We start from the raw sequence: 20,904 nt of genomic DNA, 5'->3' as shown, positions 1-20,904 counted from the left end.
GAAGGAAACTGCGGTGCGGGACGCGATGCGGGCCGGGACGGTCCAGATCACCGGCGCGGACGGCGATGAGATCGAGGCGTACGTCGCCCTGCCGGATTCCCCGGGCAGCTTCGGCGGGGTGGTGGTGATCCACCACCTGCCGGGCTACGACGAGGCCACCAAGGAGATCACCCGGCGGCTGGCCAGCTACGGCTACCAGGCGATCTGCCCCAATCTCTACAGCCGGGAGGCGCGCGGCGCCGACCCCGACGACGCCGCGGCGATCGCCCGGGCCAACGGCGGCATCCCGGACGACCGGCTGGTCGGCGACGTCGAGGGCGCGGCCGCGTACCTGAAGGGCATTCCCGGCAGCAACGGCCGGATCGGGGTGATCGGCTTCTGCTCCGGCGGCCGGCAGGCCTTCCTGGCGGCGGTACGGCTGCCCCTGCAGGCCGCGGTCGACTGCTACGGCGCGTTCGTGGTGGGGAACCCGCCGGACGAGTTCCCGCTGGCCGTCACCCCGCTGCTGGACCAGGCCGACCGGCTGTCCTGCCCGCTGCTGGGCCTGTTCGGCGCCGACGACCGGTACCCGTCGACCGATCAGGTGCAGGAGCTGGACCGGGAGCTGGACCGGCTGGGCAAGCAGCACGAGTTCCACACCTATCCCGACGCCGGGCACGCCTTCCTCGCGGTGGACCGGCCGACCTACCGGCCGGCGGCCGCCGTGGACGCCTGGCGGCGGATCCGGGACTTCTTCGACCGCACGCTGACCGCCTGAGGAGATCGTCATGTGCACGTACGTCACCGAGCAGCGGGACATCGAGGGCAGCGCGAAGGGCGCCCGGGGCTGGTTCCCGGCGAGCCGGGCGATGGTGTACGTCGACCATCCGCAGCACGCCCCGTACGCTCACACGCTCAACATCGACTTTCTCGACCCGACGGCCGGGCCGGGCGCCCGGGTGGCGGTCGAGCTGACCGAGGAGTCGGCGCGGGCGCTGGCCGAGGCCATCGGGGCGGCGCTGGCCGCCGCGCCGCCCGGACTGGCCAGCCGGGACCAGACGGTCTGAGCTCCCCGGAGGGCGGGCGTCGGCCCGGCCGGGCCCCGCGAGAGCCCGGCCGGGACCGGCGGGGTCTGATCGCCGCGAGGGGCGTCGCGTCAGCCCAGCCGGTCGATCGCCCGCAGCACCGGCTCGACGCCGTCCTCGCCGGCCAGCCGGGCGGCCACCGACCGGGCCCGCCGGGCGTACGCCGGGTCGCCCGTCGCGGCCACCAGGGCCGCGGCGAGCCGGGGCACGCCGAGCCGGCGCGCCGGCAGCACCCCGGGGCTCACGCCCGACCGGACCAGCCGGGCCGCCCAGAACGGCTGGTCGCCGAGCATCGGCACCGGCACGGCCGGCGTCCCGGCGCGCAGTCCGGCCGCGGTCGTGCCGCCGCCGGCGTGGTGCACCAGGGCCGCCATCCGGGGGAACAGCCACTCGTGCGGCACCTCCCCGACGGTCAGGATGTCGTCGCGCCCGGCCGGCCGCGGGTCGAGTCCCGCCCAGCCGCGCTGGACGACGGCCCGCAGGCCGGCCCGGCGCAGCGCGGGGGCGATCAGCCCGCCGAGCAGGTCGGCGTGCCCGACCATGCTGCCGAAGCCGACATAGACCGGCGGTGGGCCGGCCGCCAGGAACGCGGCCAGCTCGGCGGGCGGTCGCCAGTCGGGCAGCGGCGGGGGCCACCAGTAGCCGGCGACGTCCAGCCCCGGCCGCCAGTCCGGCGGCCGCGGCACCACGGTGGGGCTGAAGCCGTGCAGCACCGGCCAGCCGCCGGCCGTCGCCGCCCGTTGCAACCGGCCGACGGACGCGGGCGGCAGCCCCAGCTCGGCCCGCAGCCGCCGGGAGGCGTCGGCGTACACGAGTTGGCCGAGGCGTTCGCCGAGCGCCCCGGCCGCCCGGTTGCCCCACCGGGTCAGGCCCGGCGCGCCGAGGACCACCGGCGGGAACTCGGCGGTCGGCGCCACCGGCTGGAGGAACACGCCGAGGCTCGGGATGCCGCGGGACTGGGCCACCGAGTAGCCCAGCGGCGCCGTGACCGGCGTCAGCAGCAGCAGGTCCGCGTCGACCGCGGCCCGAGCGAGGTCCGGGCCGAGTGACCGGACGAAGCCGGCGCCCAGCCGGAGGAAGTCCGGCACGCCGCGCACGCCGGGGCCGGCCCGCTGCAGCCGGCGGCCGGCCCCGGATGCCAGCAGGGCGTGCGGATCGCCCGACAGCGGGCGGAACTCCAGCCCGGGCCCGGTCACCAGCCCGGCGAGCCGGTCGTGGGTGGCGATGGCGACCCGGTGGCCCGCCGCCCGCAACCGGACGCCGAGCCCGGTGTACGGGACGACGTCCCCCCGCGACCCGGCGGTGGCGATGAGGATCCGCACCCACGACCTCCGCACCGACCGGCCGGACCGGCCGATCAAGATCCACAGAACCCCTCCAGGGTACGACGGCGCGCGGGCGGGACCGGAACCGGATCAGGAATCATCCTCGGCTGCGCGGGTAGAAGGGCGGATGCGGACATTCGGCTGCGGTGAGCCGCCGGGGCGAGTTGTGATCATTTCTGCCAGCGCCGGCGCCGGCCACGACGGCGCCAGCCGGGAGCTGGCCCGGCGGCTGCGCGGGTACGGGCTCGCCACCGACCAACTCGATCTGGCCGACCTGTTCCCGCTGGGCATCGGGCGGTTGTTGCAGGGCACGTACCAGGGCATGGTGAGCCGGCTGCCCTGGTGCTACGGCTTCCTGTTCGCCCTCGGCGGCGCGTTCCCGGGCGCCGGCGCGAGCACCCGGGCCCTGCTGCGACCGGTGCGGCCCCGGACCCTGCGGGCCCTGCCCGCCGACACCCGGGCGGTGGTCTCCACCTACCCGGTGGTGAGCCAGGTGCTCGGCCCGCTCCGCCGGTCCGGGGCGCTGCCGGTGCCGGTGATCACCTACCTGACCGACTTCGCGGTGAACCCCATCTGGATCTCCCCGGGCGTCGACGTGCACTGCGCCGCCCACCGGGCCACCGCCGAGCAGGCGCGCGCCCTGGGCGCCGGCGGCATCCAGGTGGCCGGCCGGTTGGTCGGGCCGGGGTTCCGGCCGGGCGGCCCGGACGAGCGCCGCCGGGCCCGGGAACGCTTCGGGCTGCCGGCGTCCGGCCGGCTGGCCCTGCTGGTTGCCGGCTCCTGGGGGGTGGGCGCGGTGTCCCGCACGGCCGTCGAGATCGCCCGGACCGGCCTCGCCACGCCGGTGGTGGTCTGCGGCCGGAACGCCGTGCTGGCCGGCCGGTTGCGCCGGGCCGGCCTCCGGCACGTGCTCGACTGGGTCGACGACATGCCGGAGCTGCTGCGCGCCGCGGACGTGCTGGTCGAGAACGCCGGCGGGCTGACCTCGCTGGAGGCGATGGCCAGCGGTGTGCCGATCGCGACGTACCGACCCATCCCCGGGCACGGCCGGGCGAACGCGGCGGTGATGGACCGGGTCGGGGTGGTCACCTGGGTCCGGCGGCGTGGCGACCTGGGCCGGGTGCTGACGGACCTGGCCGACGGCCCACGCGGCTGCCGGCAGCGCGCGGCCGGGCTGGCGCTGTTCCGGTCCGACCCGGCCGCGGCGATCGCCTCGGCCTCGGTTGGCCCGGCGCGGGCCGGTGGCGACGCCGTGCCGGGCGGGGGCCGGGCGCGGGGTGGGAGCGTGGCGGCCGGTGGCGAGGCTGAGCCGGGCGGGGGACCGGCACGGGGTGGGAGCGCGCCCGCCGGTGCGGGCGGGCCGGTCCGGGTCGCCGGCGCGCTGGCCGCCGGCGTCCCGTCGCCGGCGGGGCCGGCGGGACGGCGCGGCCGAGGCTCGTCCGCCGGTCGGGTGGAGCGGCGGCACGGCGTGGGCCGGCGCCGGCGGCGCACCGGCGCCGCCCTGGTGGCCGCGGCCGTCTGCCTGCTGGCCTGGCGGGGGTACGCCCGGAACCAACCGGCCGGTGCCGGGACGGTCGCCGCCGCAACGCGCTGATCCATGAACTCACTCGCCGTCGTGCTGGGGCTCCTCTCGGCCGCCAATTTCGCGCTGGGCGCCTCGCTCGAGCAGCACGCGGCCAAGCAGGAGCGGCAGACCCGCACGCTGGATCCGCGGCTGATCCTGCGCCTGCTGCGCCGCCCGCTGTGGCTGTTCGGCTGGGTGCCGGACGCGGCCGGCACCGTCCTGCAGGCCGTGGCGCTCAACCTCGGCGCGCTCGCCCTGGTGGAGCCGTTGCTGTTGAGCGGCGTGTTCATGGCTATCCCCGTCGAGGCCGCGCTGGAGCGGCGCCGGCCGCATCCCCGGGACGCCGTGGTGGTGGCCTTCGGCGTGGTGGGGCTGGCGGCGTTCCTGGCCGCGGCCGACCCGCGGCCGGGCATCGCCGAGCCGGTCTTCGCCGACTGGCTGCGGGTCGGCGCCGCGGTGGCCGTGCTGGTGGCCGTCTGCCTCGTGCTGGCCTGGCGGGTGCACGACGCGGCCCGCGGCGTCCTGCTGGGGGTCGCCACCGGAGCGATGTACGGGATCGCGGCCGCGTTGCTGAAGTCGGTCACCGCGATCCTCTCCGAGCATCCGGTCCAGGTCTTCGTCCACTGGGAGGGGTACGCGCTGGTGCTGCTCGGCGGCGCGGCCCTGACGTTGAACCAGAACGCCTTCCAGGGCGGCCCGATCGCCGCGCCGCTCACCGCGATCGCCCTGCTCGACCCGCTGGTCGGCGTCGCCGTCGGGGTGACCGCCTTCCACGAGTCGCTGTCCACGGCGCCGGCCCGGATCGCCGTCCAGGTGCTGGGCGTGCTGGCCATGAGCGTCTGCATCTGGCTGGCCAGCACCACCCGGTCCCGGTAGGGACCGCGCCGGCCGCCCGGGCGGTGGCGGCGGAGAATCGCGGACCCGGACCGGACGCCCGGTCGATTGGGTACGCTCACCGCGATTACCCAGAGCAATCGTCTGAATACACAGTGACACCGCCGACCCGGCACGGACGGCGCGGACTCGGCGAAAGGCAGCAGACCGGTGCCCGACCTGACGAACAGCGGAATCGGCCGACCGCCGGCGGTGTCCGTCCCGGCCCGCCGGGCCCCCGCGGGCCCGGCCACCGGCGAGAATCTCCCGGCCGCCCTCCGGCTGCTGCCCGCGGAGCCGCGCCGGCACCTCGTCGCGCTGCACCGGTACGTGCGGCACGTCGATCAGCTGGGCGGGATCGATCTCGGGTGGACCGATCCCGGTGGCCGCCCCGCGGCGCCGGCCGCCCGGGTGGCCGCGCTCGACGCGTTCGAGGCGCAGCTGCTCGACCTGTTCGCCGTCATCGAGCGGGGGGCGCTCGACCCCCGCCGGCTCGACGGTCTGCCGCCGGCGCTCGCGGGCCTGGCCGGCACGGTGGCCCGCTGCCGGCTGCCGGTCGAACCGCTCCGCCGGTTGATCGAGGCCAACCGGCGGGACCAGCTGCCCGTCCGCTACCCGAGCTGGGATCGGCTGCTGGAATACTGCCACCTCTCCGCCGACCCGGTGGGCGAGCTGGTGCTGCACGTCTTCGGAGCGGCCACCGCCGAGCGGATCGAGCTGTCCGACTGCATCTGTACGGCGCTGCGCATCGTCCAGCACCTCCAGGACGTCCCGGACGACCACCGCCGCGGTCGGGTGTACCTGCCGGCGGAGGATCTGGCCCGGTTCGGCGTCTGCGACAACGAGCTGGCCGCCCGGCACGCCAGCGGTCCGCTGCGGTGCGTCCTGCGGCTGCACGCCGGCCGCGCCGAGGCGCTCCTGGACGCCGGCGCGCCGCTGCTGACCGAGCTGCGGGGCTGGGCTCGGGCGGCCGTGGCCGGTTACCTGGCGGGCGGCCGCGCCGCCCTGGCCGCCCTGCACCGGTCCGGCTACGACCCCATGTCCGGTCCGCCCCGGCCGCGCCGCACCGGCATCGCGGGCCGGTGGGTACGGGCCATGGTGGTGACGCCGCGCTGACGCCGGCCTCCCCGGCGGGTCGGCGCGCGCCACGGACAGGCGCCGACGACCAGCGGCGCAAGCTCCGCATGGGGGAGGGGCTGGGCGGGCGCGGGCCGGGCGTGGCAGGCTTCGGGCCAGCCGAGGCGGAGGAGGAGCGGTGGGGCGGAGCGAGCCAGGGCCGGCGGAGCTGGAACCGATCGAGCGGGCGTCCGTCGACGAGCTGCGCGCGGTGCAGCTCGAGCGGCTGCGCTGGTCGCTGCGGCACGCGTACGAGAATGTGCCGCACTACCGGTCCGCCTTCGCCGCGGCCGGGGTGCGCCCGGACGACCTGCGGGAGGCGGCCGACCTGGACCGGTTCCCGTTCACCCGCAAGAGCGACCTGCGGGACAGCTACCCGTTCGGGATGTTCGCCGTTCCCCGCGACCGGGTGGCGCGGCTGCACGCCTCGTCCGGCACCACCGGCCGGCCCACCGTGGTGGGCTACACGACCGACGACGTGCGCACCTGGGCCCGGCTGATGGCCCGGTCCATCCGCGCGGCCGGTGGCCGCCCGGGCGACCGGGTGCACGTGGCGTACGGGTATGGCCTGTTCACCGGCGGGTTGGGCGCGCACTACGGCGCCGAGGAGCTCGGCTGCACGGTCATCCCGGTCTCCGGAGGCATGACCGAGCGCCAGGTGATGCTCATCCGCGACTTCGAGCCCGACGTGATCATGGTGACGCCCACGTACTTCCTCGCCATCGTGGACGAGCTGGTCCGGCAGGGGATCGACCCCCGGTCCACCTCGCTGCGGGTGGGCATCTTCGGCGCCGAGCCGTGGACCGAGCAGATGCGCGCCGAGATCGAGCAGCGGGTCGGAATGGACGCCCTGGACATCTACGGGTTGTCCGAGGTGATGGGCCCCGGCGTGGCGGTGGAGTGCGCGGAGGCCAAGGACGGGCTGCACGTCTGGGAGGACCACTTCTACCCGGAGATCATCGACCCGCAGACCGGGGTGGTGCTGCCGGACGGTGAGCGGGGGGAGCTCGTGTTCACCTCGCTGACCAAGCAGGCCATGCCGGTGGTGCGGTACCGGACCGGCGACCTGACCCGGCTGCTGCCCGGAACGGCCCGCCCGATGCGGCGGATCGAGAAGATCACCGGCCGGACCGACGACATGATCATCCTGCGCGGGGTGAACCTGTTCCCCACCCAGATCGAGGAGCTGATCCTGCGCACCCCGGCGCTGTCGCCGCACTTCCAGTGCGTGCTGACCCGCGCTGGCCGGCTCGACGCGCTGACCGTGCGGGTCGAGCGGCGGCCCGACGCCGAGCCGGCGGCGGGGACTCGGGCCGGCGCCGAGCTGGCCGAGGCGGTCAAGAACACCATCGGGGTGAGCATCGCGGTCGAGGTCATCGAGCCGGACGGGGTGGAACGGTCGCTGGGCAAGATGCGCCGCATCATCGACCAGCGCCGCGCCGCCGACTGATCGCGAGATACCGGGTGCCCCCGAGCCGGGTGAGCCACGGGCCGAGCGCCGGCGGCGACGGCCGGGCGAGCGACCGGAAAGCGCACAGCGACCCCCAATGGGGGATATCCGGGCGAAACAGAAAGTTACTCACGGAACGCGGATAACGTCCCGATGACGGCGCGATCGAGGCGTCACGACCGGGAAGGAGCCCGCGCGATGCGTACCCCCGAGAACGGAACCGGCGGGAAGCCGGCGGCCGCCGGACCGGCCGGCGCCGGCACCGCCCTCGCGGCCGGCGCCGACCTGGCGCGGTACCGGGAGGCCGTGGCCGACCTGCTGGTCGAGGTGGCCGGCGTGGCCGGCACCGGGCGCCGCCGGCTGACCTCGACGGTGGTGGCCAATCGCGCCGGCGACCCGGACCTGCGCGCCGTCTGGCGCGGCACGCCGGACGGCGCCGACGGCACGGTGGAGCGGCTGCTCCAGGAGATCGCCGGCTACCTGCCCAGCGCCCGCAGCTCGGCGATCGACCTGCTCGCGATGGTCCGCATCTTCCTGCTCTCCCGGGTGGACGTGCTGTGGTGGGGCGACACCGAGGAGTTCCGCACGGACCTCGACGTACGCCGGTCGGCGGAGCTGGTGGACCTCGAGCCGTTGCGCCGCGCCGGCCGCCTGCGGTTCCGCTACCTGCGGCAGGCGGAGAGCCTGCCGGCGCGGGCCGCCCGGGCGGCCCGCCGCCGCCTCGTGCCGGACCTGCTGCCGCGCACCGCGGGGCTGCGCTTCCCGCGCACCCGGCCCGCCGTGCTGGCCATGCTCGACCGGCTGGCGGTCCAGTTCGCGGCCATCTCGCCGGGCGCGGCCGGCCCGCTCTGGGTGACCAGCCTGGTCCGCAGCCGCGCGCACCAGGACCACCTGCGACAACTCGGCTACACCGCATTGCTGCCCAGCGCGCACTGCACGGGTCACGCCGCCGACATCGAACTCGCCTGGCACCGCCGGCACGGCACCGACACGGCGCTCGGAATGCTGCTGCTCGACCGCCAGCGGGCCGGCGAGGTCAACGTGATCGACGAGGGTCAGGCCTGGCACGTGTGCGTGAGCCCGGCGGCCGTGGCGGCCTGCGCGCCCCGACTCGCGCCGGTGGGCTGACCGGTGTGCGGATTCGCCCTGATCACCGGCGCGGGCGCCGAACCGGAGCTGTTCCGGGCGATGCTCGCCACCCTCGCCCCGCGCGGCGAGGTGGAGGAGATCCGGGCCACCAACGAGCTGATGGCCGGGGTGTGGCGGCTGCGGATCGTCGACCCGGCCCGCGCCGAACAGCCGTGGGTCTCCCCGGACGGCCGCCTGCTGCTCTGCTTCAACGGCGAGATCTTCAACCACCGCCAGCTGCGCTCCGAGCTGCTGGCCCGGGGGCACCGGCTGCGCACAACCGGAGACACCGAGGTGCTGCTGACCGCGTTCCTCGAGTGGCGCGAGGAGGCGGTGGAGCACCTGCAGGGCGAGTACGCGTTCGCGGTGGTCGAGCGGGCCACCGGCCGGGTCTACCTGGCCCGGGATCCGCTCGGCGTCAAGCCGCTCTACTGGTCCCGGCGGGCCGGCCGGCTGCACCTCGCCTCGGAGATCAAGGCGCTGGTGCCGGTGGGGGAGCCGATCACCGAGGTGCCGCCCGGGCACCACGGCTGGGCCGAGGGCGGCTGGCCGCACCTGTCGTCATACCTGGACCTGGGGCGGCTCGGCCTCGACCAGCCGCCGGTCACCGACCCGGACGAGGCGGTGAAGCTGCTCCGCGCGGCGTTCGCGGAGAGCGTCCGGCTGCGGGTGGACACCGACCTGCCGGTCGGGGTGGTGCTCTCCGGCGGCCTGGACAGCTCGCTGGTCCTCGCGCACGTACGGCAGACCCGCCCCGACTGCGTCGCGTTCACCATCGGCGCGCCCGGCAGCCCCGACCTGGAGTACGCCCGCCGGATCACCGCCGATCTCGGCGTCCGGCACGAGGTGGTCGAGCTACGGCCGCGGGACATCCGGCTCGCCGATGTGCGCGAGGCCGTCCGGCTCGGCGAGCTGACCGAGTACGGCGACATCATCAACGCGGTCGTCTCGGTGCCGCTGTTCCGCCGGGTACGCGACTGCGGCATCCGGGTGGTGCTCACCGGTGACGGGTCCGACGAGCTGTTCGGCGGCTACCCGATGTACCAGGAGGTGCCCGCGGAGCAGTCCCGGGCGCTGTTCCTGCACCGGCTGCGCAACCTCGGTCGTACCGAGTTGCAGCGGGTGGACCGGGTCAGCATGGGGCACGGCGTCGAGGCCCGGGTGCCGTTCCTGGACCTGGCGCTGGTCGAGCTGGCGATGCGGATGCCCGCGGAGCTCAAGGTGCGCGACGGCCGCGAGAAGTGGATCCTGCGGGAGGCGTTCGCGGACCTGCTGCCCGCGTACGTGCGAGACCGGCCCAAGTACGGGCTGTCGTACTCGTCCGGCCTGCACGACCGGGCCCGGCTGTACAAGCCGACGTTCCCCCGGCTGCACCGCGGCTTCGGGTACGACCTGGCCGAGGCGGTGCGGCGCGACTTCGACAGCGTCCTGGCGGCCTGCGACAACGACCTGGACCGAGCCATCGCCGAGGGCATCGCCCGGCAGGACTACACGCTCCGGGAGCGGGCCCGGGACGTGGCCGGGGCGCTGCGGCACAACCTTCCGCGGATACGGCGCGGCTGAGTCGACGCCGTCCGCCGGGCGGGCCGGGTGAGTCGGCGCCGTCCGCCGGGCGGGCCCGGGTGAGTCGGCGCCGTCCCCCGGGTGGGCCGGGTGGGCCGGCGGCGGCCGCCGGATGGGCGGGTGGGCCGGCGGCGGCCGCCGGTGGAGGGCCGGGGGGCGGCGCCCGTTCAGGGGCGGGTCTGCTCGACCACCCGGCTGCGACCGCGGAACTCGGCCACCACCTCGGCGTCCCGTCGTACCGTCACGTCATAGACGCCGCTGCGGCCGTACCGGGTGCGTTCGGCGGCCGTCGCCTCGAGCAGGTCGCCCTCGCGCGCCGGCCGGACGAAGGTGATGTCCGCGCCGGCCGCCACCGTCACCGGACCCCGGCTGTTGCACGCGCACGCGAACGCGGTGTCGGCGAGCAGGAAGACATAGCCGCCGTGCGCGATGCCGTGCCCGTTCACCATGGCGCCGGTCACCCGCATCCGGACCACGGCGGCGCCGTCACCGGCGCTCACCAGGTCGATCCCGAGGGCCTGCGAGGCGTCGTCGGCCGCGAACATGTCCTGCGCGGGGCCGCGTCCGTTCCCCGTACCCGTGGGCGCCGGGCCCCTTGCGGTCATCGCGCTCCGCCTCCTCGTCGCCGTTGCGCCGCGAGCATAGCGGCCGGACCGCCGGGGCGGGTGAGCACGGCGGCCGGACCGCCGGGCGCGGCCGGCGCCGGGGCGCGGTGGCGACGAGCAGCGCCGCCGGACCGTGGGGCGGTCCGGCGGCGGCGCGGGGCGACGGCGGCTACTTCGACGGTTGCGGAACGTCGCACTTGACCTTCGGGTTCACGCCCAGGTAGTTCAGCGGGCCGGCGACCACCGTCACCAGAGTGGTGCTCGCGGTGGCGCAGCTGTCGTTGTCCTGCTTGAAATATCCGCGCTGCCCGGCCGCGATGGCGCCGATGATCAGCCAGATCAGCACGATGACCCCGCCAATGCGCATGGGTATCCCTTCACCTACTTCAGATCCGACGCTCGAGTCCGGCCGATGGCGGCCGGCCGTGGCCCCGGAGGCCGACGACCGGCCAGGTACCCATTACGCCGTTCCGCCGAAACGTCCATCCTGGACGCCTCCCGAGGGTTGGCCCGGCGCCCGCCCGGGTCAGGCCGCCCGCCGGACGTCCGCCTGGCCGTCCACCGGCGGCCCGACCAGCCGCAGGGCGGGGCGGGCCGGCGCCGCCTCGTCGAACCGGACCCGCCACCGCGATCCGTCCCCGTGGCTGCGGACCGGCGGCTGGCCCGGGTCGGCCGGCTCGCGCCGGTGCAGGACCACCAGCACCAGGTACCCGAGCACCAGCATCCCGTGGCTGAGCAGCCGGGACAGTCCCACCATGCCGGTCACCAGGTCGTTGAGCGAGAGCAGCGTGAGCACCCCCACGAAGGCGGTGAGCAGCGGCATCAGCCCGGTCGGCCGGGACCGCCGCAGCGCCACCCAGCCGAAGCCGGCGCCGACGCCCACGTTCCAGGCGGCCGACTCGTGCCACAGGTGGTACGGATCGGCGCCGTGCTGCGCGGCGGTCATCGTGAAGCCGGTGACCTGCGCGAGGCCGAGGAAGATCTGCACCACCCCCAGAGCGCCGAGCGCCACCCGCAGCGCCACGTCGAGCCGCCGGCGCCGCGGCCGCCCGGCCGCCTCGAACACCCGCTCGCTCACCCCGCCGGGCACGCCGACCAGGCTGGTACGCGCCAGCCGCGTCACGGCCACCGCCCGGTCCTGCCAGCGCCGGCACGCCGCACAGCCGGCAAGGTGCTCGTCGACCCGCGCCCGCTCGCCGGGCTCGTCCTCGCCGTCGAGCCGCGCCGACACCTCTTCCCTGCACTGTTCGCACCGCATGCTCCGGTAGTCGGTCGACCGGCCCGCGAAGTTCCCGCCGGCCCCGCTCCCCGTGCCGGCGCCCGTGCCGGCGCCGGCGCCGGTCAGAGGCGTTCCACCTGCGGGCCGGAGCAGCGGCTGCGGGTGTCGAAAACGTACCGGGCGGCCCGCTCGATCAGGCCGTAGTCCACCCGGTCGTGGTCGGTGATCACCACCACGGCGTCCGCCCGGCCCACCTCCCGCTCGGTGAGCTCCACCAGTGACGCGCCGCGCGGCAGCGGGGAGAGCCCCGCGTGCGGCTCGACGATCCGCACCTCGGCGCCCAGCCGGCTCAGCCGGTCGGCCACCTCCACCGCGGGGGAGTCGCGAAGGTCGCCGACGTTCTTCTTGTAGGCCAGGCCGATCTGCAGGATCCGCGAGCCGGTCACCGGGCGGCCGCGCTGGTTGAGCCCGTGCATCACCCGCCGGACGACCTGCTCCGGCATGGCGTGGTTGACGTCGCTGGCCAGCTCGACGAAGCGGAACTGGCGGCCCAGCCGCCGCTTCACCTGCCAGCTGAGATAGCACGGATCGATCGGCAGGCAGTGCCCGCCGACGCCCGGACCGGGCCGGAAGGGCATGAACCCGAACGGCTTGGTGGCGGCCGCCTCGATCGTCTCCCAGATGTCGATGTCCAGCTCCCGGGCCAGCACCGCCAGCTCGTTGATGAGCGCGATGTTGACCTGCCGGAAGGTGTTCTCGAGCAGCTTGGTCAGCTCCGCCACCCGGGGCGAGCCGACCGGCACGGTGCGCTGCACGATCCGGCCGTAGAACTCCTCGATCCGGCGCAGCGCCGCGGCGTCGAGACCGGCGACCACCTTGGGAGTGTTCTCCAGCGTCCAGTCCGGGTTGCCCGGATCGATCCGTTCGGGGCTGTAGCCCAGGTGGAAATCGCCGGGGCTCTGCAGCCCGGAGCCCTGCTCGAGCAGGGGCCGCAGCACCTCCTCGGTGGTGCCCGGATAGGTGGTGGACTCGAGGATGACCGTGCAGCCGGGCCGCACGTACGGCGCGATGGACTCGCCCGCCTGCCGCACGTAGCCGAGTTCGGGGGTCCCGTCGTGCAGCGGCGTGGGCACGCTGATCACGCAGACATCGAAGTCGTGCGCGTCCGCGTAGCTGGTGCTCGGCACGTACCGGCCGCTGCCCAGGGCGGCCGCCAGCCGCTCCCGGGGGATGTCCTCGACGTACGAGTCGCCGACCGCGAGTCGCTTGACCCGTTCCGCGTCCCGGTCCAGGCCGACCACGGTCATCCCGGCCTCGACGGCGCGGACCGCGAGCGGCAGCCCGACGTACCCCTGACCCACCACGACGAGCTTGGCCACCTGCATCCACGGCTCCTACCGGAGAAACGACAACTCGTCCGGGGACACTAGGCAGGTCTGCCGGCCGACCGGGGCGGAATCCCCCAGATCGGCACGGGGCGGCACATAGCACCGCTTTTCGACGGACTTTCTGTCCGTCAAAAGCGGTGCTATCCGTCAAGAAGTGGATCCGCGAGGTTCAGGAGGCGCCCGGCGAGGGGCCGTCGGTCGCCGCGGCGGTGGGGGTGGCGGGCCCGCCGCCGTCCGGCGACGGCGACGAGGTGGCCGGGCCGCCGGTGGCCGCCGGCGGCGTCGGCTTGGTGGTCGCGGTCCCGCCGGTCGGCTTGGCCGTCGGCCCGGAACTCGGCCGGCTGCTCGGCTCGGTGCTGACCCGGGTGCTCGGCAGGTGACTCGGGCCGGTCCGGGTGATCGAGCCGCCGACCGGTTCGCTGGGGTCGCTGACCAGGTCGCCGGGCTGGTTGGCCGGGGCGCTGCTCGCGGTGTCCCCGCCGGCGGGCCCCCCGCCGCCACCAACGCCGCCGTCCTTGTCGCCCGGCGCGAAGGCCAGCGCGGCGGTCAGCCCGATCACCCCGAGCGCCACCGCGGCCGCCGCCCCGAGCAGCGTCCGGCGCCGGGACCGGCCCGGCCGGGCCGCGCCGGCGCCCACTGCGGCCGGCGGCAGCTGGGACCGGACCGGCGCGCCGGGGGCCGTGGCCGCCGCGACGCCGCCGGCCGGCCGGAGGGCCATGGTGGTCCCGGCGGCGGCCGCCGCGCCCGCCGGAGCGGGGGCGAACTCGCCCCGGCCCGCCGCCCGGGCGGCCGCGGCCAGCGCGGCCGCGTCCGGGAACCGGTCGTCGGGCGCCTTCGCGAGCGCCCGGTCGATCAGGGCGGCGACCGGGGCCGGGATGTCCTCGGGCAACGGCGGCGGTGCGTCGGTCAGGTGCTTGATCGCGACCTCGAGCGGGTTCTCCCCGGTGAACGGCGGCTGCCCGGTCAGGCAGCAGAAGGCGACGGCGCCCAGGGCGTACACGTCGGTGGCCGGGGAGACCGGCTTGCCGGAGGCCTGCTCCGGGGCCATGTAGAGGGCGGTGCCGGGCACCGCGTTGGTGCTTGTGACACTGGTCACTGAGGTCGACCGGGCCACCCCGAAATCGACCAGTACGACCGTGCCGTCCGGCTGCACGAGCAGGTTGCTCGGCTTCACGTCCCGGTGCACGATCCCGGCCGCATGCGCCCCGTGCAGGGCCCGGGCCGCCTGCTCGACGATCGAGAGGGTCTCGGCCACCGACAGGGTGCCGGCCTCGTCGATCCGTCGGGACAGCGGCTCGCCGTCCACGTACTCCATCACCAGGAAGTCGGCCCGGCCGCCCGCCGTGGACTCGTCCACGCCGGAGTCGAACACCTGGACGATGCCCGGGTGCCGCAGCGCGGCCATCATCCGCGCCTCGGCGCGGAACCGGGAGATGAAGCTGGGGTCGCTCAACAGGCTGGGCAGGAGAACCTTGACCGCCACCTGGCGCCCGAGCACGAGGTCGGTGGCCTGCCAGACGTCGCCCATGCCGCCGGTGGCGACGCGGTCGTCCAGCCGGTAGCGGCCGCTGAGGATCGATCCGGAACCCAACACGTCTCCAACCGTACCCACCCGGCTCGCGACCCACGCGTCCCGGACCCCACCATTCGTTGCCGGACGGCAATATTCTTCGCAGCCGGTCGGTGACCGGGCGCGAAGAATTCCGGCAACGGACGGTGAACGCCCGGATCGGCTCGGCGCTCGGCGGACGGATGTCGGTCCCGGGTGATAGGAAGGTTGCCAAGATCCCGTCGAGAAAGCCCGGCGGGTGGGGCGGAAGGCCGCCCTCCTCCGGGCCGGGCGGGGCAGCCCCACCCAGGAGGGAGGCGCAGATGGCGACGACGCCGGAGCTCGACCGTCCCGCGGTGCTGGTCGATCTGTCGACCGCCGAGGCACACCTCAACCGCATCTGTTTCAAGACCGGCCCACCCGAGCTGTTCGGCACCGAGCTGGAATGGACCGTGCACGACGCGGCCGACCCGGCGCGACCGGTCGACAGCCGGCGGCTGCGCGACGCGCTCGGCGGGCACGCCCCGCCCACCCTGGCGCCCGATGGCCCGCACCTCCCGCTGACCCGGTCCGGGACCGTCACGGCGGAGCCGGGTGGCCAGCTGGAGATCTCCAGCGCGCCACATCCCTCGCTGCGGACGCTGATCGAGGCCACCTCGGCCGACATCGCCCAGCTGACCGACCTGCTGGCCGGCGCCGGCCTGGTGCTCGGGCACAGCGGAATCGATCCCTACCGGCCGCCCAGGCCCGCGGTCCAGACCCCCCGATACCGCGCCATGTGCGGCTACTTCGACCGCGACGGCCCCGCCGGGCGCACCATGATGTACAGCACCGCCGGCCTCCAGGTGTGCCTGGACGCCGGCCAGCCGGGGCAGCTGGCGGCCCGCTGGGCCGCGCTGCACGCGCTGGGGCCGGTCCTGCTGGCCCTCTTCGCCACCGCCCGCCGGCACGCCGGCCGGGACACCGGCCTGGCCTCCGCCCGGATGGCGGCCTGGCAGCGCATCGACCCCGCCCGGACCCGCCCGGTCTGGCGCGGTGACGACGACACCGATCCGGTGACGGCCTGGACCCGCTACGCGCTCGCGGCCCCGCTGCTCTGCGTACGCCGCCCCGGCGACGACTGGATGGTTCCGGCCGGGCTGACCCTCGCCGACTGGATCGACGGGGCCCTTCCCGAGCCGCCCACCGTGCAGGACCTGGAATACCACCTCAGCACCCTGTTCCCGCCGGTCCGCCCCCGCGGCTACCTGGAGGTCCGTTACCTGGACGCCCAGCCGCCGGGGGAGTGGATCGCGCCGGTCGCCCTGGCGACCGCGCTGCTGGCCGACGACCGGACGGTCGACGCGGTCCGGTCGACCTGCGCGCCGGTCGCCGACCGCTGGTCGGTGGCGGCCCGCCGGGGCCTCGGCGATCCGGCGCTGGCCCGGGCCGCGCGGGCCGTGCGCGACCTCGCGCTGCCGGCGCTGGACCGGACGGACCTGCCGGCGGCCACCCGGGAACAGATCGACCGCATCGTACGGCGGCGGCTGACCGCCGCGGAGAGGAGCACGCCATGACCGCCACCGCTGGCCGGGACGGCCACCCCGGCACGTCCGGATCGCCCGCCGGCTCCGACCCGGACCGGGGCGCCGAGGACAACCTGCGCCGCCGCATCGCCGCCGAGCTGATCCGCACCCGCGAGCGCAGCGCGCTGCTGACCGACGTGGTCGACGACGACGACCTCATGCGGCAGCACTCGACGATCATGTCGCCCCTGGTGTGGGATCTCGCCCACGTCGGCAACCAGGAGGAGCTGTGGCTGGTGCGGGACGTCGGGCGCCGGGAGCCGGTGCGCCGGGACATCGACGAGCTGTACGACGCGTTCAAGCAGCCGCGCAAGGACCGACCGGCGCTGCCGCTGCTGCGGCCCGGGGAGGCGCGGGCCTACCTCGGGACGGTCCGGAACAAGGTGCTGGACCTGCTCGACCAGGTGCGGTTCGACGAGCGCCGGCTGCTGGCCAACGGCTTCGCCTTCGGCATGATCGTGCAGCACGAGCAGCAGCACGACGAGACCATGCTGGCCACCCACCAGCTCCGGCAGGGTCCACCCGTGCTGGCGGCGCCGCCCCCGCCGGAGCCGGCGGTAGCGGTGCCGGGCGAGGTGCTGGTGCCGGGCGGTCCGTTCGTGCTGGGCACCAGCACCGAGCCGTGGGCGCTGGACAACGAGCGCCCCGCGCACGAGGTCGACCTCCCGCCGTTCGTCATCGACGCCGCGCCGGTCACCAACGAGCGCTACCTCGCGTTCGTCGCCGACGGTGGTTACGACGAGCCGCGCTGGTGGAGCGAGGCCGGCTGGCAGCACCGGTGCGCGGCGGGCCTGCGCGCGCCGATGCACTGGGAGCCGGACGGGTCGGGCTGGGCCTGCCGGCGGTTCGGCCGGTACGCCCCACTGCGGCCGGACGAGCCGGTGGTGCACGTCTGCTTCTACGAGGCGGAGGCCTTCGCGGCCTGGGCGGGGCGGCGACTGCCCACCGAGGCCGAGTGGGAGAAGGCGGCCCGGTGGGATCCGGCCAGCGGCAGGTCCCGGCGGTATCCCTGGGGCGACGAGGATCCGACGCCCGACCGGGCCAACCTCGGCCAGCGGCACCTGGCCCCGGCGCCGGTGGGCGCCTACCCGGCCGGCGCGTCGGCGCTCGGAGTGCACCAGCTCATCGGGGACGTCTGGGAGTGGACCTCCAGCACCTTCCACGGCTACCCGGGCTTCGTCGCCTTTCCCTACCGGGAGTATTCCGAGGTGTTTTTCGGCGACGGCTACCGGGTGCTGCGCGGCGGTTCGTTCGGCACGGACCGCTCGGCCTGCCGCGGCACGTTCCGCAACTGGGACCTGCCGATCCGCCGGCAGATCTTCAGCGGCTTCCGCTGCGCCCGCGACGTCCGGCCGGGTGAGCTGGGCTGATGTGCCGGCACCTGTGTTACCTCGGCCCGCCGGCCCCGCTGGCGGCCTGGCTGTTCGATCCGCCGTACTCGCTGTCCCGGCAGTCCTGGGCGCCCCGCGACATGCGCGGCGGCGGCACGATCAACGCCGACGGCTTCGGGGTGGGCTGGTTCCCAGAGCCGGCCGGCGCCCCGGTGCGGTACCGGCGGGCCACGCCGCTGTGGAGCGACACCACGCTGCCCGAGCTGGCCCGGGCAACCCGGTCCGGCGCGGTGCTGGCCGCCGTGCGGTCGGCCACCACCACGATGCCGGTGGTCGAGACCGCCGCGGCGCCCTTCGCCGACGACGGCTGGCTGTTCAGCCACAACGGGGTGGTACGCGGCTGGCCGGATTCGGTGCTGGCGCTTGCCGCCGAGCTGCCGACGAGGGATCTGGTGACGCTGCCCGCGCCGACCGACTCCGCGCTGCTCTGGGCGTTGGTGCGGCACCGGCTGCGGTCCGGGGCGCCGCCGGCCGCCGCGGCCGCCGACACGGTCCGGGCGGTGCTGCGGGCCGCCCCGGGCTCGCGGCTCAACCTGTTGCTCACCGACGGGCGTACGGCGGTGGCCACGGTCGCCGACCACGCCCTCTCGGTCCGCGCCGACGGCCGGTCGGTGCTGATCGCCTCGGAACCGCTGGACGACGACCCGGCCTGGAAGCCCGTCCCCGACAACCACCTGCTGATCGCCACGACCGACGGCCTGCGGGTCGAACCGATGGGAGCGCACGCATGACGGCTGAGCCGCTGGAGATCTACCTGGAGGAGCGCGACCTGGCCGAGGGGTTGCGACACGACGTCCGCCGCGGCCTCACCGACCGGCCCCGCTGGCTGCCGCCGAAATGGTTCTACGACGCCCGCGGCAGTGAGCTCTTCGAGGAGATCACCCGGCTGCCCGAGTACTACCCGACCCGGGCCGAGCGGTCGGTGCTGGCCGCGCGGGCCGACGAGATCGCCGCGGTCACCGGCGCCAAGACGCTCATCGAGCTCGGCTCCGGTTCCTCGGCGAAAACCCGACTGCTGCTGGACGCCCTCGGCCGGCACGGTGACCTGGGCACCTTCGTCCCGCTGGACGTGTCGGTCAGCGCCCTGCGCCAGTCCACCGCGCGGCTCGCCGCCGACTATCCCGGCCTGCGGGTCCGCGGCATCGTCGGCGACTTCACCCGGCACCTGGACCGGCTGCCTGCCGGCGGCCGCCGCCTGGTGGCGTTCCTCGGCGGCACCATCGGCAACCTGGGGCCGGACGAGCGGGACGCGTTCCTGCGGGCGATGCGGGCCGCCCTCGAGCCGGGGGACTGGTTTCTGATCGGCACGGATCTGGTCAAGGATCCGGCGGTGCTCGTGCCGGCGTACGACGACGCGGCCGGGGTGACCGCGGAGTTCAACCGCAACGTGCTCCGGGTGCTCAACCGGGAACTCGGCGCCGACTTCGACCCGGACGGCTTCGACCACGTCGCCTGCTGGGACGCCGACCGGGAATGGATCGAGATGCGGCTGCGGGCCCGGCGGCCGATGCGGGTGACGGTGCTGGATCTCACCGTGGACTTCGCCCAGGGCGAGGACCTGCGGACGGAGATCTCGGCGAAGTTCCGGCGCTCGGGCATCGAGGCCGAGCTGCGCGCCGCCGGATTCGCCGCCCGGCGCTACTGGACCGACGAGGGCGACCGCTTCGCGGTGACGCTGGCGCAGGCCGTCTGACCCCCGATCGTCCCCTCGCGGCGCGCTACGATGGGCGCCGCGAGGGGGAGTAGCTCCCAACGTCGTGGTCGACATACTGGCACGCCGCGTCCGGATTCCGGGCGAACGTGCCCGGCCACGCGGCCACGTTCCGACGTGGCGGGCGAGACCTTCGACTCAGGCTGTTGGACAGCCGGGTCGAGGCCGCCCATGCCCCGGCCCAGCTCATTGCGGGAGGGGATACGTGGACGGTTTTCTTGCGGCGCTCGCGGTCAGCTTCGGAGTGATCTTCGTGGCCGAGTTGGGCGACAAGTCCCAACTGATGGCACTGACCTTCGCCACCCGGTTTCGGCCGCTGCCGGTGCTGATCGGGATCACCGTCGCCACGGCCCTGGTGCACCTGGTCTCGGTCGCCGTGGGCGCCGGCATCGGCACGGCACTGCCCACCGCCTGGATCGCCCTGCTCGCCGGGATCGCCTTCCTCGGCTTCGGCGCCTGGACCCTGCGCGGCGACAAGCTGACCGAGGAGGAGCGCGGCAAGGCCGAGCGCAGCAACCGGTCCGCGATCGTGGCCGTCTCGGTGGCGTTCTTCCTGGCCGAGCTCGGCGACAAGACGATGCTGGCCACGATCACCCTGGCCACCCGGTACGGCTGGTTCGGCACCTGGCTCGGCTCGACCGTCGGCATGGTGGCCGCCGACGCGCTGGCGATCATCGTGGGCCGGATCCTCGGCCGACGGCTGCCGGAACGGACGATCAAGTACGGCGCGGCCATCCTGTTCGCGATCGGCGGTCTGTGGCTGATCCTGGACGCCGTACGCGAGCTGACCTGAGCTCGGCGGCCGGCCGCCGGCGGTCGTTCGCCGGCCGGATTGATCGGCCCATCGAGCGGGTAGAGCACCCGGACTGCCGGATTCGTCCCGCGTCGCGTCAGGGTGGCCCGGCCGTACGGCGGTCGCGGTCCGGACGCCGGGCCGTCCGGACGCCGGTCAGCGGCGCCGCGGCGGCCCGGTCGCGGCCGGATCGCCGCGGGCGTCCGGTCCGGGCGTCCGGTGGCGTCGTTGGGGCGTGCGAGATCAAGGAGCGACGGATGGCCAGGCACGATGAGCCGAACGAGTACGGGTTCGCGGGCGAGACGACCGCGCCGGAGCCGCCGGCCCGGGGCCGGCCGGACGCGCGGGACGAGGCCGAGCGGGTGGCGGTGCCCGGCGACGATTTGACCGCGGAGTTCAGCGAGGCGCTGCCGGACGGCCTCGATGAGGACCGGGCGGACGCCGCCGGGTCGGCCGGCCGGGACCGGCCGGACCACCGGTCCGCCCGGCACTGACCCGGCCGCGCGTCCGGCGCGCGTACCCGCGCCGCGCGTCCGGTCAGCGCGCGTACGCGCGCCGCGCTCGTGGTCAGCGCGCGTACGCCGCGCTCGCGGTCAGCGC

Annotated in this window: 20 protein-coding genes; 14 read left to right on the top strand and 6 right to left on the bottom strand. The window is 75.5% G+C overall.

The genetic code is table 11. The annotated features are described in order from the left end of the window. Positions 1-13 precede the first annotated feature (13 nt). Together ACFFHU_RS24425 and ACFFHU_RS24420 are read left to right on the top strand one after the other, a co-directional pair. Positions 14-757 (top strand): dienelactone hydrolase family protein, encoded by a 744-nt coding sequence (locus ACFFHU_RS24425; RefSeq protein ID WP_377342564.1) that lies wholly within the window; start codon positions 14-16, stop codon positions 755-757. Between the two features lie 10 nt (positions 758-767). After that, positions 768-1,046, top strand: coding sequence for a DUF6295 family protein (locus ACFFHU_RS24420; protein WP_377342563.1), 279 nt, complete (start codon positions 768-770; stop codon positions 1,044-1,046). A gap of 89 nt (positions 1,047-1,135) precedes the next feature. Here ACFFHU_RS24420 and ACFFHU_RS24415 read toward each other — a convergent pair whose 3' ends face one another. Continuing rightward, on the bottom strand, positions 1,136-2,386 hold the full coding sequence (locus ACFFHU_RS24415) for a glycosyltransferase (RefSeq protein WP_377342562.1): 1,251 nt from the start codon (positions 2,384-2,386) through the stop codon (positions 1,136-1,138). 130 nt (positions 2,387-2,516) lie between these two features. Between ACFFHU_RS24415 and ACFFHU_RS24410 the strand changes: the two genes are divergently transcribed. From ACFFHU_RS24410 to ACFFHU_RS24385, 6 genes are all read left to right on the top strand, one after another. Next, positions 2,517-3,983, top strand: coding sequence for an MGDG synthase family glycosyltransferase (locus ACFFHU_RS24410; RefSeq protein WP_377342561.1), 1,467 nt, complete (start codon positions 2,517-2,519; stop codon positions 3,981-3,983). Positions 3,984-3,986: 3 nt separating this feature from the next. Further along, positions 3,987-4,829 (top strand): DMT family transporter, encoded by an 843-nt coding sequence (locus tag ACFFHU_RS24405; protein ID WP_377342560.1) that lies wholly within the window; start codon positions 3,987-3,989, stop codon positions 4,827-4,829. Between the two features lie 168 nt (positions 4,830-4,997). Then, positions 4,998-5,942: a squalene/phytoene synthase family protein gene (locus tag ACFFHU_RS24400; protein WP_377342559.1), complete on the top strand. Its 945-nt coding sequence runs from the start codon at positions 4,998-5,000 to the stop codon at positions 5,940-5,942. Between the two features lie 139 nt (positions 5,943-6,081). Further along, positions 6,082-7,392: a phenylacetate--CoA ligase PaaK gene (gene paaK / locus ACFFHU_RS24395; protein WP_377342557.1), complete on the top strand. Its 1,311-nt coding sequence runs from the start codon at positions 6,082-6,084 to the stop codon at positions 7,390-7,392. A 198-nt stretch (positions 7,393-7,590) separates the two neighbouring features. Then, positions 7,591-8,520, top strand: coding sequence for a hypothetical protein (locus ACFFHU_RS24390; protein WP_377342556.1), 930 nt, complete (start codon positions 7,591-7,593; stop codon positions 8,518-8,520). 3 nt (positions 8,521-8,523) lie between these two features. Next, positions 8,524-10,083, top strand: a complete 1,560-nt coding sequence (locus ACFFHU_RS24385; RefSeq protein WP_377342555.1) for an asparagine synthetase B family protein — start codon at positions 8,524-8,526, stop codon at positions 10,081-10,083. A gap of 167 nt (positions 10,084-10,250) precedes the next feature. Here ACFFHU_RS24385 and paaI read toward each other — a convergent pair whose 3' ends face one another. From paaI to ACFFHU_RS24360, 5 genes are all read right to left on the bottom strand, one after another. Then, positions 10,251-10,688, bottom strand: coding sequence for a hydroxyphenylacetyl-CoA thioesterase PaaI (gene paaI, locus ACFFHU_RS24380; protein ID WP_377342554.1), 438 nt, complete (start codon positions 10,686-10,688; stop codon positions 10,251-10,253). A gap of 169 nt (positions 10,689-10,857) precedes the next feature. Further along, a complete protein-coding gene (locus tag ACFFHU_RS24375) occupies positions 10,858-11,055 on the bottom strand; it encodes a hypothetical protein (RefSeq protein WP_377342553.1) in 198 nt (65 codons plus the stop codon). A gap of 159 nt (positions 11,056-11,214) precedes the next feature. Then, positions 11,215-11,946 (bottom strand): zf-HC2 domain-containing protein, encoded by a 732-nt coding sequence (locus ACFFHU_RS24370; RefSeq protein ID WP_377342552.1) that lies wholly within the window; start codon positions 11,944-11,946, stop codon positions 11,215-11,217. 83 nt (positions 11,947-12,029) lie between these two features. Continuing rightward, positions 12,030-13,292, bottom strand: a complete 1,263-nt coding sequence (locus ACFFHU_RS24365; protein WP_377342551.1) for a nucleotide sugar dehydrogenase — start codon at positions 13,290-13,292, stop codon at positions 12,030-12,032. Positions 13,293-13,464: 172 nt separating this feature from the next. Further along, positions 13,465-14,889, bottom strand: coding sequence for a serine/threonine-protein kinase (locus ACFFHU_RS24360; RefSeq protein WP_377342550.1), 1,425 nt, complete (start codon positions 14,887-14,889; stop codon positions 13,465-13,467). 278 nt (positions 14,890-15,167) lie between these two features. Between ACFFHU_RS24360 and ACFFHU_RS24355 the strand changes: the two genes are divergently transcribed. From ACFFHU_RS24355 to ACFFHU_RS24330, 6 genes are all read left to right on the top strand, one after another. Beyond that, on the top strand, positions 15,168-16,400 hold the full coding sequence (locus ACFFHU_RS24355; RefSeq protein WP_377342549.1) for a glutamate-cysteine ligase family protein: 1,233 nt from the start codon (positions 15,168-15,170) through the stop codon (positions 16,398-16,400). After that, positions 16,397-17,779, top strand: coding sequence for an ergothioneine biosynthesis protein EgtB (gene egtB, locus ACFFHU_RS24350; protein WP_377342548.1), 1,383 nt, complete (start codon positions 16,397-16,399; stop codon positions 17,777-17,779). Before ACFFHU_RS24355 ends, egtB begins: the two co-directional genes overlap by 4 nt. Further along, positions 17,779-18,531: an ergothioneine biosynthesis protein EgtC gene (gene egtC, locus ACFFHU_RS24345; protein WP_377342547.1), complete on the top strand. Its 753-nt coding sequence runs from the start codon at positions 17,779-17,781 to the stop codon at positions 18,529-18,531. The genes egtB and egtC overlap by 1 nt, the downstream gene beginning before the upstream one ends. Continuing rightward, positions 18,528-19,493, top strand: coding sequence for an L-histidine N(alpha)-methyltransferase (egtD, locus tag ACFFHU_RS24340; RefSeq protein ID WP_377342546.1), 966 nt, complete (start codon positions 18,528-18,530; stop codon positions 19,491-19,493). The genes egtC and egtD overlap by 4 nt, the downstream gene beginning before the upstream one ends. A gap of 223 nt (positions 19,494-19,716) precedes the next feature. Continuing rightward, positions 19,717-20,304 (top strand): TMEM165/GDT1 family protein, encoded by a 588-nt coding sequence (locus tag ACFFHU_RS24335; protein ID WP_377342545.1) that lies wholly within the window; start codon positions 19,717-19,719, stop codon positions 20,302-20,304. A gap of 257 nt (positions 20,305-20,561) precedes the next feature. Then, on the top strand, positions 20,562-20,798 hold the full coding sequence (locus tag ACFFHU_RS24330; protein ID WP_377342544.1) for a hypothetical protein: 237 nt from the start codon (positions 20,562-20,564) through the stop codon (positions 20,796-20,798). Positions 20,799-20,904: the final 106 nt, after the last annotated feature.

This window comes from Plantactinospora siamensis, from assembly GCF_042434095.1.
Lineage (GTDB): Bacteria > Actinomycetota > Actinomycetes > Mycobacteriales > Micromonosporaceae > KBS50.
This window is presented reverse-complemented; position numbering and strand designations above follow the sequence as displayed.